We start from the raw sequence: 16,701 nt of genomic DNA on the forward strand, positions 1-16,701 counted from the left end.
AGAAGGTGGCTACCGCTAATCCAATGTGGGAGCGAGCCTGCTCGCGAAAAAGCCATGACAACCAGCGTAATTATTGAGGCAACTTCAGCTTGTCCAGCAGCCGATTGACCAACAGTTCATTCAGCATGATCACCTGTTGCAGCGCCAGCAGTGGTTTGCGTTCCGGGCCGCCGATTGAGTTGGCGATGTTACCGGCCATGGCATGGGCTTAGGAAAGCGACTCGCAAGCCTCGACCAGCAGGGTTTCGTCATCCAGCGTGGGGTCTACAACGTAGATCGGGCGATATTTTGGTGAACTTGGTGGAGCAGCCAGGTCCTCGGGTTTGAGGTAGTAGTCGAGGGCGCGGTCGGTGGCTTCCTGGACTTTTTGCGGATCGAGTGCGGGGTCGTGGGGGATTGGCGGGTTGGGGGTTACTTTGAACATGATGAAACTCCTATCGCAGACTGAAGGAGCCATCACCTTCGCTACCAAACGAGGGTGGCGGCCATACGCGGGTTGGTAGACCGGCTGCAATAGGAACCCGGCGCCCGCGAACGAGCCCCACGCATGACCACCATATAAACCGAGCCCCAAAAAAGGACGGTCTGAAGGCGTAGACATACAGCCATTACAGACGGGCTACCAAACCCGATCACTGCTTTTTTTCAGTGACCGAGAAACGATATAGCCAACCTCATAGCCGTGTAAGCCGGCGGATTCTGGCGTACGCGTAGGCAACGGCGCAAGGAGTTGTAGCCGGGATGGCGTAACGGATCGTGTAGTTTAAACGTTGGAATTTGAAGATGTTTAATAGCCGGGATTGCCTCTGACAGGCAGGTGGTTTGATGTCGTCTGGAAGGGAGCTTTCGCGAGCAGGCTCGCTCCCACATTTGGACCGGGTACATCAGTGAGGGATTGGTCGGCTTGGAGGTTGCCATCGCTGGCAAGCCAGCTCCCACAGGGATTGGGTCCAGCCGGTAGATAATGGCCGGTTGTCAGGGCGTCATCGCGAGCAGGCTCACTCCTACAGTTGGACTGGGTACAACCGCAAGAATCAGGTCGGCTTTAAGGCCGCCTTCGCGAGCAAGCTCGCTCCCACAGAAAAGCAAAGCAGCGCAGCTGCCCGCGGCGAAGCCGCACCACTCAACAATGAGCGCAAGCTCGAGTGCTTTTGATCCACGGGCGACGTCGGAAGGCTGAGTGGAGGGATTGATCCGGGGGTGGGAGCGCAGCGACCGTCTGGCGCAGCCAGACACAGCGGAAGGAGGTGCAGCGAAGCAAACCGGAGCCGCTGCGCCCGGATCGATCCCGGAGCGAAGGGACCCGAGCCTGCGAGGGCCGAACGCAGGAGCAAGCCTTTTTGGTTACTTTTTCGGCGTCTGGAAAAAGTGACCCGCCGTCAGGGCGGAACCCTAAGGAGCCGTTACGGCAGCAACGGATATGCCCCCAAAAGCAAGATCAACAGCTACCCCAACCCTCTCCCCCAAGGGGACGAGGGGGAAAGGGAGCAGATCTTCATGCAACGCAAAATCCCGGCCCGGCCCAAAATCAGTCACGGAGAAATTCAGCCACCTTCCGCGCAGCACCCGCCAAATGATCGGAATGCGTAAAGCCAGAAGCCTTGAGCGGCTTCAAATCATGATCCCCCGCCGCCAGCCACATCACCTCAATACTCGGTGACAAAGTGTAAGCCTCGACAGCTTCACGATTACCCAAAGCATCCCGCTCCCCCTGCACAATCAACGTCCGCGTGCGCAACGAAGCCAAATGCTCCACCCGCGGTTTCTCCGGCTTCCCAGCCGCATAAAACGGATAGCCCAGACACACCAACCCATCAGCCCCCAACTCATCCGCCACCAGACTCGCCATCCGCCCGCCCATCGACTTGCCGCCAATCGCCAACCGCCCAGCGACATGACGCCGCACCACCGCAAACACCTCCCGCCAACATTCCTGCAGCTTGCCAGCAGGATTCGGCGGCCGCTTTACCCCATCCACCCGCCGCTGCGCCATATAAGGAAACTCAAACCGCAACACATTCACCCCAAGCCCCGCCAGGCGCCCAGCCATGTCATTCATCCAGTCACTATCCATCGGCGCCCCCGCCCCGTGCGCCAGAATCAGCGTTGCCGAAGCCTCACCAACAGCGGCATCCCACAGCCACCCATGATCACGCACACACTGCGCCCATTGATCCCCGTCAATACTGGCCTTGTGCTGTTTGTCCATGCTTGCCTCGCTTTTAGTCTGCCTATAACTCCAGGCGAAGGATTCGCGCCGTTTGCGCGCGCTCACTTCGGCTGAACCGTGGATGGGGAACCATGAACACTTCTATCAGTACCGCCTACAACTACAAGGTGGTCCGCCAATTCGCCATTATGACGGTGGTGTGGGGCATCGTCGGCATGGGCCTCGGGGTTTTTCTCGCGGCGCAATTGGTCTGGCCGGAACTCAACTTCAATCTGCCCTGGACCAGTTTCGGCCGTCTGCGCCCGCTGCACACCAACGCGGTGATCTTCGCTTTCGGTGGCTGCGCGCTGTTCGCCAGCTCTTTCTACTCGGTGCAACGCACCTGCCAGACGCAATTGTTCGCGCCGAAAATCGCCGCGTTCTGCTTCTGGGGCTGGCAACTGGTGATCCTGCTGGCGGCGATCAGCCTGCCGCTGGGTTACACCAGTTCCAAGGAATACGCCGAGCTGGAATGGCCGATCGACATCCTCATCACCATCGTCTGGGTCGCCTACGCCATTGTGTTCTTCGGCACGATCATGCAGCGCAAGACCAAACACATCTATGTCGGCAATTGGTTCTTCGGCGCGTTCATCATTACCGTGGCGATTCTGCACATCGTCAACAATCTTGAGTTGCCGGTGAGTTTCACCAAGTCCTATTCGGTTTACGCCGGTGCCACCGACGCGATGGTGCAATGGTGGTACGGCCACAACGCTGTGGGCTTTTTCCTCACCGCCGGCTTCCTCGGCATGATGTATTACTTCGTGCCGAAACAGGCCGAGCGCCCGGTGTATTCGTATCGCCTGTCGATCGTGCACTTCTGGGCGCTGATCACCCTGTACATCTGGGCCGGCCCGCACCACTTGCACTACACCGCGTTGCCGGACTGGGCACAGTCGCTGGGCATGGTGATGTCACTGATTCTGCTGGCACCGAGCTGGGGCGGCATGATCAACGGCATGATGACCCTCTCGGGCGCCTGGCATAAGTTGCGCAGCGACCCGATCCTGCGCTTCCTCGTGGTGTCGCTCGCCTTCTACGGCATGTCGACCTTCGAAGGGCCGATGATGGCGATCAAGACCGTCAACGCCCTCTCCCACTACACCGACTGGACCATCGGCCACGTTCACGCCGGCGCGCTCGGCTGGGTGGCGATGATCTCCATCGGCGCGCTGTACCACATGATCCCGAAAATCTTCGGCAAGACGCAGATGCACAGCGTCGGTCTGATCAACGCGCATTTCTGGCTCGCGACCATCGGCACCGTGCTCTACATCGCCTCGATGTGGGTCAACGGCATCGCCCAGGGCCTGATGTGGCGCGCGGTCAACGAGGACGGCACGCTGACGTATTCCTTCGTCGAAACCCTGGTGGCCAGCCATCCGGGCTTTGTCGTGCGCCTGATCGGTGGGGCGATTTTCCTCAGCGGCATGTTGCTGATGGCTTACAACACCTGGCGCACCGTGCGGGCCTCGCAGCCTGCTGAAGTCGTCGCTGCCGCGCAGATGGCCTGAGGAGTCCGCCATGAAACACGAAACCATTGAAAAGAACGTCGGCCTGCTGATGCTGCTGATGGTGTTCGCCGTCAGCATCGGCGGCCTGACCCAGATCGTCCCGCTGTTCTTCCAGGACGTCACCAACAAACCGGTAGAGGGCATGAAGCCCTACACCGCGCTGCAACTGGAAGGCCGCGACATCTATATCCGCGAAGGCTGCGTCGGTTGCCACTCGCAGATGATCCGCCCGTTCCGCGCCGAAACCGAGCGTTACGGGCACTACTCGGTAGCGGGCGAAAGCGTCTGGGATCACCCGTTCCTGTGGGGATCGAAACGTACCGGGCCGGACCTCGCCCGGGTCGGCGCGCGCTACTCGGATGACTGGCACCGCGCGCACTTGTACAACCCGCGCAACGTCGTGCCGGAATCGAAGATGCCGGCTTATCCATGGCTGGTCACCCAGGCCGTCGACAGCAGTCACACCGAAACCAAGCTGAAAACCATGCGCACCCTCGGCGTGCCGTACACCGACGACGACATCAGCGGCGCGGTCGCGAGCCTCAAGGGCAAGACCGAAATGGACGCCCTCGTTTCCTATCTGCAAGTGCTCGGCACTGCAATCAAGAGCAAGAGGTGAGCGCGATGATCTTTGAGATGAGTGCAGGCCTGATCCGCGGCCTCGGCACGGTCGTGGTGTTCGTCGCCTTCGTTGGTTTGACGCTCTGGGTGTTCAACCGCAAGCGCACCGCGGAATTCGCCGAAGCACGTCTGCTGCCGTTCGCCGATGAACCGCAACCTGACACTACCCAAGCCCCTGAAACAAGGAGTACCCGGCCATGACCACCTTCTGGAGTACGTGGATCTGCGTACTGACCATTGGCAGCCTGATCGGCCTGACCTGGCTGTTGATCGGCACGCGCCGGGGCGAGACCAAGGGCAGCGTCGACCAGACCATGGGCCACAGCTTCGACGGCATCGAGGAATACGACAATCCGCTGCCGCAGTGGTGGTTCATGCTGTTCGCCGGCACATTGGTGTTCTCGGTGGGCTATCTGATTCTGTATCCGGGCCTGGGCAACTGGAAAGGCATCCTGCCCGGTTACGAGGATGGCTGGACCGGCGTGCACGAGTGGGAAAAGGAGATGAACAAGGCGGACGCCCGGTTCGGGCCGATCTTCGCCAAATTCGCTGCCATGCCCGTGGAAGAAGTGGCCAAAGATCCGCAGGCGCTGAAAATGGGCGGTCGCTTGTTCGCCTCCAACTGCTCGGTGTGCCACGGCTCCGACGCCAAGGGCGCATTCGGCTTCCCTAACCTCGCCGACAGCGACTGGCGCTGGGGCGGCGAGGCCGAGACGATCAAGACCACCATCCTGGGCGGACGGATGGCGGCGATGCCGGCCTGGGGCGAAGTACTCGGTGAAGCCGGGGTGAAAAACGTCGCAGCCTACGTGCGCCACGAGTTGGCCGGCCTGCCGCTACCCGCCGACAGCAAGGCGGATCTGCAAGCCGGGCAGCAAGCGTTCAGCACTACGTGCGTCGCCTGTCATGGCGCCACCGGCCAGGGCACCGCAGCGATGGGTGCGCCAAACCTGACCCATCCGGCCGGCTTCATCTATGGCACCAGTCTGACCCAACTGGAGCAAACCATTCGCCATGGTCGCCAAGGACACATGCCGGCGCAGAACGAGTTGTTGGGCAACGATAAAGTGCAATTGCTTGCCGCCTATGTGTACAGCCTTAGCCACGGATTGAATACAGAACGAATGGCAAGTGAAGACATAAAGAAATAAATCCTGCGCACACAACTGCCGCGACTTTTTCGTTGCGGCAGTTTCCCGCCCCATTGCGACGCATTGTCGCACCCCTTCCCACCTCACCTTTCGGTTCGCCTGATTCAGGTCTACGCTTGTTCGAGAGCGGATTGGTGCGTGACAGCTTCAGATCACTCCCGGGCGATGCGGCCGCTGAACCGGCTAACGGATTCGCCGCAAGGGCAGGTAGATAACGGCTGTTGCACCGAATGCCTTTCGTCCCCCGATCATGACGTCGAAAAAGACGCCGTCGATGGCCATCCGAACTCCGCGTTTTTTTCACTCACAGCGACATTTTGACAGGGGCCGTTTTTGACCCTACACGGCGCATGGAAAGGCCGCAGAATCAGCGCTGGAAAGCATTGACCCAGGTCATGGCGCGTTGCAATGGCCCCCTGCTCTCTGCATACTTGCGGCCGATTCCAATCCTAATAAAACACCCAAACCGTGGAACCTTAGAATGAGCACAGCAATCAGTCCGACTGCTTATAACTATAAGGTAGTCCGCCAGTTCGCCATCATGACGGTGGTCTGGGGGATCCTTGGCATGGGGCTCGGTGTCTTCATTGCCTCGCAACTGGTCTGGCCGGAATTGAACTTCGGTCTGCCGTGGACGAGCTTTGGACGCCTGCGCCCGTTGCACACAAACCTGGTGATTTTCGCCTTCGGCGGTTGTGCACTGTTTGCCACCTCCTACTATGTCGTGCAGCGAACCTGCCAGACGCGACTGATTTCCGACAGCCTCGCAGCCTTCACCTTCTGGGGCTGGCAAGCGGTCATCGTCGGCGCCATCATTACCTTGCCGCTGGGTTACACCACCACCAAGGAATACGCCGAACTGGAATGGCCGATCGCCATTTTGCTGGCCATTGTCTGGGTCACCTACGGTCTGGTGTTCTTCGGCACCATCACCAAGCGCAAGACCAAGCACATCTATGTCGGCAACTGGTTCTACGGCGCGTTCATCGTCGTCACCGCGATGCTGCACATCGTCAACCACATGTCGTTGCCGGTCAGCCTGTTCAAATCGTATTCGGCCTACTCCGGCGCCACTGACGCGATGATCCAGTGGTGGTACGGCCACAACGCGGTGGGTTTCTTCCTGACCACCGGTTTCCTCGGGATGATGTACTACTTCGTGCCGAAACAGGCCGAACGTCCGATCTATTCCTATCGCCTGTCGATCGTGCACTTCTGGGCCCTGATCACCCTGTACATCTGGGCCGGCCCGCACCACCTGCACTACACCGCCCTGCCGGACTGGGCACAATCGCTGGGCATGGCGATGTCGATCATTCTCCTGGCGCCGAGCTGGGGCGGCATGATCAACGGCATGATGACCCTGTCGGGCGCCTGGCATAAATTGCGCACCGACCCGATCCTGCGCTTCCTCGTGGTATCGCTGGCGTTCTACGGCATGTCGACCTTCGAAGGGCCGATGATGGCGATCAAGACCGTCAACTCGCTTTCGCACTACACCGACTGGACCATCGGCCACGTACACGCCGGCGCACTCGGCTGGGTGGCGATGATTTCCATCGGCGCGATCTATCACATGATCCCCAAACTGTTCGGCCGGGCGCAGATGCACAGCATCGGGCTGATCAACGCGCACTTCTGGCTCGCGACCATCGGCACCGTGCTCTACATCGCCTCGATGTGGGTCAACGGCATCACCCAGGGCCTGATGTGGCGTGCAATCAACGATGACGGCACCCTCACCTACTCGTTCGTCGAAGCGCTGCAGGCCAGCCACCCGGGCTTCATCGTCCGTGCGCTGGGCGGTGCTTTCTTTGCCAGCGGCATGCTGCTGATGGCTTACAACGTGTACCGCACCGTTCGTGCGTCGGATCCGGTTGAAGCCGAAGCCGCCGCCAAGATTGCCGTCGTTGGAGCTCACTGATGAAGCATGAAGCTGTCGAGAAGAATATTGGCCTGCTGGCCTTCTTCATGGTCATCGCCGTCAGCGTCGGTGGCCTGACCCAAATTGTTCCGCTGTTCTTCCAGGACGTCACCAACAAGCCGGTCGAGGGCATGAAGCCACGCTCGGCGCTGGAGCTGGAAGGCCGCGACGTATACATCGCCAACGGTTGTGTCGGCTGCCACTCGCAGATGATCCGCCCGTTCCGCGCTGAAACCGAACGCTATGGCCACTATTCGGTTGCCGGTGAAAGCGTCTGGGACCACCCGTTCCTGTGGGGTTCCAAACGTACCGGTCCGGACCTGGCCCGTGTGGGCGGTCGTTACTCCGATGACTGGCAACGTGCGCACTTGTACAACCCGCGCAACGTGGTCCCCGAGTCGAAAATGCCGGCTTACCCGTTCCTCGTGGAAAACAAGCTCGACGGCAAGGAAACCGCGAAGAAAATGGAAGTGTTGCGCACCCTCGGCGTGCCTTATACCGACGAAGACATCGCCGGTGCTCAGGAGGCCGTGAAGGGCAAGACCGAAATGGACGCGCTGGTGGCCTACCTGCAAGGCCTGGGCACCATCATCAAAAGCAAACGGTGAATCTGATGGATATCGGGATGATTCGAGGCCTGGGCACCGTTGTCGTGATGGTGGCCTTCATCGGTCTGGCCTTGTGGGTGTTCAGCCCCAAGCGCAAGTCGGAGTTTGACGACGCGACCATGTTGCCTTTTGCAGATGATCCCGAAGCCATCAAGCACGTCGAGCAAGCTTCTAGGAGTAACAAAGAATGACTACATTCTGGAGTCTGTACGTCACAGTCCTCAGTCTCGGTACGATCTTCGCACTGACCTGGCTGCTGCTGTCGACCCGCAAGGGCCAGCGCAGCGAACAGACGGACGAGACGGTCGGCCACTCCTTCGACGGGATCGAGGAGTACGACAACCCGCTGCCGAAATGGTGGTTCATGCTGTTCGTCGGCACCATCGTGTTCGCCCTGGGTTACCTGGTGCTGTACCCCGGCCTGGGCAACTGGAAAGGTCTGCTGCCGGGCTACAACTATCTCGATACCGAGAAGCAGACCGCGTTCGCCAATGGCCAGACCGGCTGGACCGGTGTCCACGAATGGGAAAAGGAAATGGCCCGTTCCGACGCTCGCTTCGGTCCGATCTTCGCCAAGTTCGCGGCGATGCCGATCGAAGAAGTTGCCAAGGATCCGCAAGCACTGAAGATGGGTGGCCGTCTGTTCGCCTCCAACTGCTCGGTGTGCCACGGTTCCGACGCCAAGGGCGCCTACGGTTTCCCCAACCTGACCGACGCCGACTGGCGCTGGGGCGGCGAGCCGGAAACCATCAAGACCACCATCATGGGCGGCCGCCACGCGGTGATGCCGGCCTGGGCGGAAGTGATCGGCGAGCAAGGGGTGGCCGACGTAGCGGCCTTCGTGGTGACCAACCTCGACGGGCGCAAACTGCCGGAAGGCACCAAGGCCGACCCGGCCAATGGCGGCAAACTCTTCGCCGCCAACTGCGTGGCCTGCCACGGCCCTGCCGGCAAAGGCACCCCGGCCATGGGCGCGCCAGACCTGACTCACCCGGGCGCATTCATCTACGGCTCGAGCTTCGCGCAACTGCAACAGACCATCCGTTACGGCCGTCAGGGCCAGATGCCGGCGCAGGAACAACTGCAGGGCAATGACAAGGTTCACCTGCTGGCGGCGTATGTATACAGCTTGTCCCACGGTGAAAAAGCACCGGAAGCAAAGGCTGAATAAGTCCAGCGCTTGAAGCATAAAAGGCCCCGCCAATCAGATTGGCGGGGCCTTTTTTCATGGTGGCATTCATGATTCGAAACGTTTGCTCGATGAACATTTCCAGCCGCGAGTTTAATCAGGACACCAGTGCAGCCAAAAAAGCCACACATCAAGGTCCAGTAATCATTACTGAGCGAGGCAGGCCTGCCCACGTATTGCTCAGCATTGAGGAGTACCAGAAACTGACCGGCTGCCAGACGAGCATCGTTGAGCTACTGGCGATGCCGAATGCGGCTGAAATCGAATTCGCCCTATCACCGGCGGGGCTTTTTCATGGGCGTTGGGCCAAAACCGAATGCACTGGCGTGGTGTCGATCAGAGTCCGCTCACGCCATTGGTTGTTCTCTACCAGATAGATCTGCAACTGCTTGCGATCCTCGGTAAAGCTCGCAGTCAGATAGGTCTGCTGGGACGTACTGCCGCTCAGGTACATCGGCACACTGCCCTGCCAGTAGGCGTCACCGCCATCTGTGTGCAAATGGCCGGCAAAGATCGCCGTCACCTGGTATTTGTTGACCATGTCACGGAAACGCTTCAGTTGCTCGGGGCTGCCCTTGTGCCTCAGCGGCTTATGCATATTGATGATGATTGCATAGCCCTGAGCGCGCGCTACCCTGAGATCTGTCTCAAGCCAGTCCAGTGCGTCGTTGATTTCGAATGTCGTCGGGTTCAGCGCATGGGCAATCCGTGTGGTGTAAGTCGGCTCGTTATTGAGCTGGACCAAATGCACTTCGCCAACATTTTTCGAATAGGCGAGACTGCCGGAATACGTTTTGCTCAGAAAGCCGCTAGTAATCTCCAGGTCGAAGTTATCGACTTTACCTTCATGATGTTCTTTGAACTCGACGATGCTGCCTGCTGCACAGCTGTTACTGAAACAGTCATCGACATTATTTTCATAGTCGTGATTGCCCAGCCCGTACAAGTAGTCACCACCGAAATACTTGTTCAATGCCGCCTTCATATAAGACCGCTGCCAGCCATGACCAAAAGCGGTGATATCGCCATTGATCATCAGAGGCACCTGCGCTTGAGAGCCGTGCTGGTTTCTGAATTCGGCAATGCTCGCAAGTTGGCTTTCAACCAGCCATTTCGAGCGCTCCTTGAATTCCGAATCCGATTCCGGTTCGCGGCTATCGGTCTTGTCTGTCCACGGATATTGGGTATCCGAAGCAAAGACCATGTGTTTGGGCAGGCCAGTAGCCGCGTGAGCGGTAATAGCCGAAACCAGCAAGCAAGCACTTATAAAAATGCGCACAAGATCATTAAAAACCATACGTTAAATTCCATTTAGATTGATTATTAAAACGCGAAACATGATTCGCGAGGAGCCAACTTATTCGAACACGACGAAAACTTCAAAGCTCTTGCAAACAACAATCAAGTGAATATATTTCAGACCAAACAACTTACAACATACATATCAACTGAAACCTGTCGCTTAGTGCCGGGCCAGGCACCGTCAAAGAATCCCACCGATTACTTGTAATCAAACTTGCGAAATCAACGGCTGTGGTGTGAACAAGCGATTGAAAAAAGATGAACTAGCCGCTTCGGCAAAACCGTCCATACTCAACAAGTCAATTGATCTGCGTCAGGCTTTTCCGCAATCGCTACACCATTCGGATTTTTTACCCAACGCGACCAAAGGTCGCACCCTTGAGCCAGAGCGGCAGGCGTATCATCGCGCTACTGCAACAGCCCTTTTTGACCTTGGTTGGCACGTATCGACCGGGGCATTTTTCCACTGCCGTGGGATGCAATGATGAGCAATCAGATTCCGGTACACGACGTCACGCCGCCGAACAAGAACGCGAACAACAGCGTCGATCTTTATGCCTCAAGAGAAAAAATCTACACCCGTGCCTTCACCGGCCTGTTCCGCAATTTGCGGATGCTCGGCGGTGCAGCGCTGTTTCTGCTGTACTTCGGTACGGTGTGGCTGAACTGGGGCGGGCACCAGGCGGTGTGGTGGAACCTGCCGGAGCGCAAGTTCTTCATCTTCGGCGCCACCTTCTGGCCACAGGATTTCATCCTGCTCTCGGGCCTGTTGATCATTGCCGCATTCGGCCTGTTCTTCATCACGGTCTACGCCGGACGCGTCTGGTGCGGTTACACCTGCCCGCAGAGCGTGTGGACGTGGATTTTCATGTGGTGCGAAAAGGTCACCGAAGGCGACCGCAACCAGCGCATCAAACTCGACAAGGCGCCGATGAGCGCCAACAAATTCCTGCGCAAACTGGCCAAGCACTCGCTGTGGCTGCTGATCGGTTTTGTCACCGGCATGACTTTTGTGGGCTACTTTTCGCCGATCCGCGAACTGGTCATCGAATTCTTCACCGGCCAGGCCGATGGCTGGTCGTATTTCTGGGTCGGTTTTTTCACCCTCGCCACGTACGGCAATGCCGGTTGGTTGCGTGAGCAGGTGTGCATCTACATGTGCCCGTATGCGCGTTTCCAGAGCGTGATGTTCGACAAGGACACGCTGATCGTTTCCTACGACCCGCGCCGTGGCGAGAGCCGTGGGCCGCGCAAGAAAGGCATCGACTACAAGGCCCTGGGGCTGGGCGATTGCATCGACTGCACGATGTGCGTGCAGGTCTGCCCCACCGGCATCGACATCCGCGATGGTCTGCAGATCGAGTGCATCGGCTGCGCCGCGTGCATCGACGCCTGCGACAGCATCATGGACAAGATGGATTACCCGCGCGGGCTGATCAGCTACACCACCGAACACAACCTCTCCGGGCAGAAAACCCATAAACTGCGCCCGCGCCTGATCGGCTACGCCGTGGTGCTGCTGGCGATGATCAGCCTGTTGGTCGCCGCGTTCTTCATGCGCTCGCTGGTCGGTTTCGATGTCAGCAAGGACCGCGTGCTGTACCGCGAAAACGCCGAAGGCCGGATCGAGAACGTCTACAGCCTGAAGATCATGAACAAGGATCAGCGCGATCACACTTACCTGCTGCAAGCCGAGGGCCTGCCGGACCTGCGCCTGCAAGGCAAGCGCGAGATCAAGGTGGCTGCCGGGGATATCGTCAGCATGCCGGTCGAATTGTCGAGCGCACCGGAACAACTGCCATCGAGCACCAACGAGGTGAAATTCATCCTCAAGGACGCCGATGACGAAAGCGTCCACGTTGAAGCCAAGAGCCGATTCATCGGCCCACAAATCCGTTGAGAGAATTTTGAACATGCCCGCTGCAAACGCCGCAAGTCCCTGGTACAAGCACCTCTGGCCGTGGATCATCATCGCCATCCTCGCCTGCTCGGTGGCCTTGACCCTGTCCATGGTGACCATCGCGGTGAACAACCCGGACAATCTGGTCAACGACAACTATTACGAAGCGGGCAAAGGCATCAACCGCTCACTGGACCGTGAACTGCTGGCGCAAACCCTGAAACTGCGTGCGGCGGTGCATCTGGATGACGTGACCGGCGAAGTCGATCTGCGCCTGAGCGGAGACAGCCAGCCGCAAACCCTCGAATTGAACCTGATCTCGCCGACCCAACCGGAGAAGGATCGCAAGATCGTGCTGACCCGCAGTGACAGCGAGAGCGGGCGCTACATTGGCCAGTTGAGCGACAAGGTCGAAGGGCGGCGGTTTGTCGAGCTGCTCGGCAGTCAGGATGAACACGTGTGGCGCATGTTTGAAGAAGAACTGGTCAGCCATGACAAGGAACTGCTGCTGGGTGATGAGCCGTTGCAGGGCGCGGAAGACCTGAAGAAGTGAATCAAGGTCTAGAGCCCCTCACCCTAGCCCTCTCCCTGAGGGAGAGGGGACTGATCTCGGCTGCCTGGAAGCGTGGCGTATGACAGTGACAATGTCGGCGACTGAAGCCGCTTTTCCGGCTCACACCGATCGGCGCCCTCTCCCTCCGGGAGAGGGCTGGGGTGAGGGCAAGCGGATACACCCAATGCAAGGGTTCACACCCTCAACGATGCCATGACCACCCCACTTGCCTGCTACCACTGCGCCCTGCCCGTCCCGTCCGGCAGCCGCTTCACCGCCGTCGTCCTCGGGCAGGCCCGCGAGTTCTGCTGCCCGGGCTGTCAGGCGGTGGCCGAGGCCATCGTCGCCGGGGGGCTGGAAAGTTATTACCAGCATCGCAGCGAAGCCTCGGCCAATCCCGAAGCGCTGCCGGTGCAACTGACCGATGAACTGGCGCTGTACGACCGCGCCGACGTGCAACAACCCTTCGTCCGCCACGAAGGCGATCTGGCCGAAACCACCTTGTTGATGGAAGGCATCAGTTGCGCCGCCTGCGGCTGGCTGATCGAGAAACACCTGCGCACCCTGCCCGGCGTCGCCGAAGCGCGGCTGAACCTGTCCAACCATCGCCTGCACGTACGCTGGGCCGACGCTCAACTGCCGCTGAGCCAGATTCTCGCCGAGCTGCGCCACGTCGGTTACGCCGCCCACCCGTACCAGGCCGACCGCGCCAGCGAACAGCTGGCCAGCGAGAATCGCCTGGCCCTGCGCCAACTTGGCGTCGCCGGGTTGCTGTGGTTTCAGGCGATGATGGCGACCATGGCCACCTGGCCGGAATTCAATATCGATCTGAGCCCCGAGCTGCACACGATCCTGCGCTGGGTCGCGCTGTTTCTGACCACGCCGATCGTGTTCTACAGCTGCGCGCCGTTCTTCAAAGGGGCGATGCGCGATTTGCGTACCCGCCACCTGACCATGGACGTCTCGGTGTCGCTGGCGATCGGCAGCGCCTACATCGCCGGGATCTGGACGTCGATCACCGGGGTCGGCGAGCTGTACTTCGATGCGGTCGGCATGTTCGCGCTGTTTCTGCTCGCCGGGCGTTATCTGGAACGCCGCGCCCGCGAGCGCACCGCCGCTGCCACTGCGCAACTGGTGAACCTGTTGCCGGCCTCGTGCCTGCGCCTGGATAGCAACGGTCAGAGCGAACGCATCCTGCTCAGCGAGCTGCGTCTCGGCGAACGGATTCTGGTGCCGCCCGGTTCGATTCTGCCGGCTGACGGCAAGATCATCGATGGCCAGTCGAGCATCGACGAATCGCTGCTGACCGGCGAATACCTGCCGCAACCGCGTGCGCTGGGTGATGCGGTCACCGCCGGTACCCTCAACGTTGAAGGCGCATTGACCGTGGAAGTGCAGGCGCTGGGGCAGGACACGCGGCTCTCCGCGATCGTGCGCCTGCTCGATCGCGCTCAGGCGGAAAAACCGCGTCTGGCAGAAATCGCCGACCGCGCCGCGCAATGGTTTTTGCTGTTGTCGCTGATTGCCGCGGCAGCGATCGGCCTGCTGTGGTGGCAGCTGGATTCATCGCGGGCGTTCTGGATTGTTCTCGCCATGCTGGTGGCGACCTGCCCGTGCGCACTGTCGCTGGCGACGCCGACCGCCCTCACCGCCGCCACCGGCACGCTGCACAAACTCGGGCTGCTGCTGACCCGCGGCCACGTGCTGGAAGGGCTGAACCAGATCGACACAGTGATCTTCGACAAGACCGGCACGCTCACCGAAGGGCGCTTGGTACTGCGTTCGATTCGCCCGCTCGGCGCGCTCGACAGCGAGCAATGCCTGAGCCTCGCCGCCGCGCTGGAAAACCGTTCGGAACACCCGATTGCCCGCGCTTTCGGCCGCGCACCATTGGCCGCTGAAGAGGTGCACAGCAGCCCGGGACTGGGCCTTGAAGGGGTGGTCGGTGAACGACGCTTGCGTATCGGTCAGGCGCAGTTCGCCTGTGCCCTGAGCGGCGCGCCACTGCCGTCGATGCCCGACGAGGCCGGGCAATGGCTGCTGCTCGCCGACACCCACGGCCCGCTGGCGTGGCTGGTCCTCGATGATCGCCTGCGTGACGACGCCCCCGCCCTGCTCGCGGCCTGCAAAGCGCGGGGCTGGCGCACCTTGCTGTTGTCCGGCGACAGTTCGCCGATGGTCGCCAGTGTCGCCGCCGAACTGGGTATCGACGAGGCCCGCGGCGGTTTGCGCCCCGATGACAAACTGCAAGTGCTGCAGCAACTGCACAAGGAAGGTCGCAAGGTGCTGATGCTCGGCGACGGCGTCAACGACGTGCCGGTGCTGGCAGCGGCCGACATCAGCGTGGCGATGGGCTCGGCCACCGATCTGGCGAAAACCAGCGCCGATGCGGTGTTGCTGTCCAACCGTCTCGGCGCCCTGGTGCAAGCTTTCACGCTGGCGCGACGTACGCGCCGGGTAATCATCGAAAACCTGCTGTGGGCGGCGCTGTACAATGGCCTCATGTTGCCGTTCGCCGCCCTCGGCTGGATCACTCCGGTGTGGGCGGCGGTCGGCATGTCGATCAGTTCGCTGACCGTGGTGCTCAACGCCCTGCGTCTGACTCGCCTGCCGAGCGCGCCGGCCGCCAGCAGCCCGACCCACACCCGCCCGCTGCCGGCCTGAGCCGCGCGGGCCTGGAGTTACCGATGCCAGCTCTCTACGTGATGATTCCCGCTGCCTTGCTGATCGTCGCCATCGCCGTGTACATCTTCTTCTGGGCGGTGGACAGCGGTCAGTACGATGACCTCGACGGCCCCGCGCACAGCATCCTCTTTGACGATCAGGACCCCAACCACACCGCCGCGGTGGATGAAGCCAACGCCGGCAAACCGGACGACAAGGCGCCACCCCATGCTTGAGCTGGCGCCCCTGCTGGTTTCGGCACTGATCCTCGGCCTGCTCGGTGGCGGCCATTGCCTGGGCATGTGCGGCGGTCTGATGGGCGCGCTGACCCTGGCGATCCCCAAGGAACAGCGCAGCCGGCGCTTTCGCCTGTTGCTGGCTTACAACCTCGGGCGGGTTCTCAGTTACGCCACGGCGGGATTGCTCATCGGCCTAGCCGGCTGGGCCGTCGCCAACAGCCCGGCGGCGCTGTTTATGCGCGTGCTGGCCGGGCTGCTGCTGATCGCCATGGGTTTGTACCTGGCCGGTTGGTGGAGCGGGCTGACCCGTATCGAAGCGCTCGGGCGTGGCTTGTGGCGCTTCATTCAACCGGTGGCGAACCGCTTGCTGCCGGTTTCAAGCCTGCCGCGCGCCTTGCTGCTCGGTGCGCTGTGGGGCTGGCTGCCGTGCGGACTGGTTTACAGCACGCTGTTGTGGAGCGCGAGTCAGGGCAATGCGCTGGACAGTGCGCTGTTGATGCTTGCGTTTGGCCTCGGCACCTGGCCGGTGCTGCTCGCCACCGGGCTGGCGGCTGAACGGGTCACCGCGATCCTGCGCAAACGCAGTGTGCGTATGGCCGGCGGTTTGCTGGTGATTCTGTTTGGTTTGTGGACATTGCCCGGCCCGCATCAGCATTGGCTCATGGGCCATTAAAAGCAAAAGATCGCAGCCTTCGGCAGCTCCTACAGGAGGTCGCATTCCAAGGTAGGAGCTGCCGAAGGCTGCGATCTTTTGACCTTGTGCTGTTGATGCCAATCAACAGCCCCAGCGCCGCACCCCCATAGAATCGCCAACCTGCCAGCCT

At 60.4% G+C, this 16,701-nt stretch carries 16 protein-coding genes and 2 pseudogenes; 15 read left to right on the forward strand and 3 right to left on the reverse strand.

What is annotated here, in order from left to right; genetic code table 11:
• Nucleotides 1–70: 70 nt before the first annotated feature.
• Nucleotides 71–424, reverse strand: a pseudogene (locus DCO47_RS19265) (DUF6124 family protein).
• A gap of 1,104 nt (nt 425–1,528) precedes the next feature.
• Complete coding sequence (locus DCO47_RS19275; RefSeq protein WP_116658697.1) at nt 1,529–2,209, reverse strand: alpha/beta family hydrolase; 681 nt, start codon at nt 2,207–2,209, stop codon at nt 1,529–1,531.
• 92 nt (nt 2,210–2,301) lie between these two features.
• Between DCO47_RS19275 and ccoN (DCO47_RS19280) the strand changes: the two genes are divergently transcribed.
• The 9 genes and pseudogenes from ccoN (DCO47_RS19280) to DCO47_RS27350 all read left to right on the forward strand — a co-directional run.
• Nucleotides 2,302–3,726, forward strand: coding sequence for a cytochrome-c oxidase, cbb3-type subunit I (gene ccoN, locus DCO47_RS19280; protein WP_042608409.1), 1,425 nt, complete (start codon nt 2,302–2,304; stop codon nt 3,724–3,726).
• Between the two features lie 10 nt (nt 3,727–3,736).
• The gene (gene ccoO, locus DCO47_RS19285) at nt 3,737–4,345 is read left to right on the forward strand and encodes a cytochrome-c oxidase, cbb3-type subunit II (protein WP_003223389.1); all 609 of its coding nucleotides are present in this window, start codon (nt 3,737–3,739) and stop codon (nt 4,343–4,345) included.
• Between the two features lie 5 nt (nt 4,346–4,350).
• Nucleotides 4,351–4,548, forward strand: a complete 198-nt coding sequence (locus DCO47_RS19290) for a CcoQ/FixQ family Cbb3-type cytochrome c oxidase assembly chaperone (RefSeq protein ID WP_116658703.1) — start codon at nt 4,351–4,353, stop codon at nt 4,546–4,548.
• The gene (gene ccoP, locus DCO47_RS19295) at nt 4,545–5,498 is read left to right on the forward strand and encodes a cytochrome-c oxidase, cbb3-type subunit III (protein ID WP_116658698.1); all 954 of its coding nucleotides are present in this window, start codon (nt 4,545–4,547) and stop codon (nt 5,496–5,498) included. Before DCO47_RS19290 ends, ccoP (DCO47_RS19295) begins: the two co-directional genes overlap by 4 nt.
• A 481-nt stretch (nt 5,499–5,979) precedes the next feature.
• Entirely contained in the window at nt 5,980–7,422 is a 1,443-nt protein-coding gene (gene ccoN / locus DCO47_RS19300; RefSeq protein ID WP_042608412.1) for a cytochrome-c oxidase, cbb3-type subunit I, read from the forward strand.
• Complete coding sequence (gene ccoO / locus DCO47_RS19305) at nt 7,422–8,030, forward strand: cytochrome-c oxidase, cbb3-type subunit II (protein ID WP_042608413.1); 609 nt, start codon at nt 7,422–7,424, stop codon at nt 8,028–8,030. The genes ccoN (DCO47_RS19300) and ccoO (DCO47_RS19305) overlap by 1 nt, the downstream gene beginning before the upstream one ends.
• Nucleotides 8,031–8,035: 5 nt before the next feature.
• Nucleotides 8,036–8,221: a CcoQ/FixQ family Cbb3-type cytochrome c oxidase assembly chaperone gene (locus DCO47_RS19310; RefSeq protein ID WP_016775513.1), complete on the forward strand. Its 186-nt coding sequence runs from the start codon at nt 8,036–8,038 to the stop codon at nt 8,219–8,221.
• A complete protein-coding gene (ccoP, locus tag DCO47_RS19315; protein ID WP_042608414.1) occupies nt 8,218–9,201 on the forward strand; it encodes a cytochrome-c oxidase, cbb3-type subunit III in 984 nt (327 codons plus the stop codon). Before DCO47_RS19310 ends, ccoP (DCO47_RS19315) begins: the two co-directional genes overlap by 4 nt.
• Nucleotides 9,202–9,290: 89 nt before the next feature.
• Nucleotides 9,291–9,488, forward strand: a pseudogene (locus DCO47_RS27350) (type II toxin-antitoxin system Phd/YefM family antitoxin); the annotation flags it as partial.
• A gap of 23 nt (nt 9,489–9,511) precedes the next feature.
• On the opposite strand, the gene DCO47_RS19325 reads toward DCO47_RS27350, so the two are convergent.
• Nucleotides 9,512–10,516, reverse strand: a complete 1,005-nt coding sequence (locus DCO47_RS19325) for a metallophosphoesterase (RefSeq protein WP_116658699.1) — start codon at nt 10,514–10,516, stop codon at nt 9,512–9,514.
• A 241-nt stretch (nt 10,517–10,757) separates the two neighbouring features.
• Between DCO47_RS19325 and DCO47_RS26950 the strand changes: the two genes are divergently transcribed.
• From DCO47_RS26950 to DCO47_RS19350, 6 genes are all read left to right on the forward strand, one after another.
• A complete protein-coding gene (locus tag DCO47_RS26950) occupies nt 10,758–11,006 on the forward strand; it encodes a hypothetical protein (RefSeq protein ID WP_133247414.1) in 249 nt (82 codons plus the stop codon).
• Nucleotides 11,006–12,421: a cytochrome c oxidase accessory protein CcoG gene (gene ccoG, locus DCO47_RS19330; protein WP_116658700.1), complete on the forward strand. Its 1,416-nt coding sequence runs from the start codon at nt 11,006–11,008 to the stop codon at nt 12,419–12,421. Before DCO47_RS26950 ends, ccoG begins: the two co-directional genes overlap by 1 nt.
• 13 nt (nt 12,422–12,434) lie before the next feature.
• Nucleotides 12,435–12,974, forward strand: coding sequence for a FixH family protein (locus tag DCO47_RS19335; RefSeq protein WP_116658701.1), 540 nt, complete (start codon nt 12,435–12,437; stop codon nt 12,972–12,974).
• A gap of 213 nt (nt 12,975–13,187) precedes the next feature.
• Complete coding sequence (locus tag DCO47_RS19340; protein ID WP_116658702.1) at nt 13,188–15,638, forward strand: heavy metal translocating P-type ATPase; 2,451 nt, start codon at nt 13,188–13,190, stop codon at nt 15,636–15,638.
• A 23-nt stretch (nt 15,639–15,661) separates the two neighbouring features.
• Nucleotides 15,662–15,874, forward strand: a complete 213-nt coding sequence (ccoS, locus tag DCO47_RS19345) for a cbb3-type cytochrome oxidase assembly protein CcoS (RefSeq protein ID WP_039763029.1) — start codon at nt 15,662–15,664, stop codon at nt 15,872–15,874.
• Nucleotides 15,867–16,550: a sulfite exporter TauE/SafE family protein gene (locus DCO47_RS19350; RefSeq protein WP_083353207.1), complete on the forward strand. Its 684-nt coding sequence runs from the start codon at nt 15,867–15,869 to the stop codon at nt 16,548–16,550. The genes ccoS and DCO47_RS19350 overlap by 8 nt, the downstream gene beginning before the upstream one ends.
• Nucleotides 16,551–16,701 lie beyond the last annotated feature (151 nt).

Source organism: Pseudomonas sp. NDM, assembly GCF_003105095.1.
In the GTDB taxonomy this organism is placed as follows: domain Bacteria; phylum Pseudomonadota; class Gammaproteobacteria; order Pseudomonadales; family Pseudomonadaceae; genus Aquipseudomonas; species Aquipseudomonas moraviensis_A.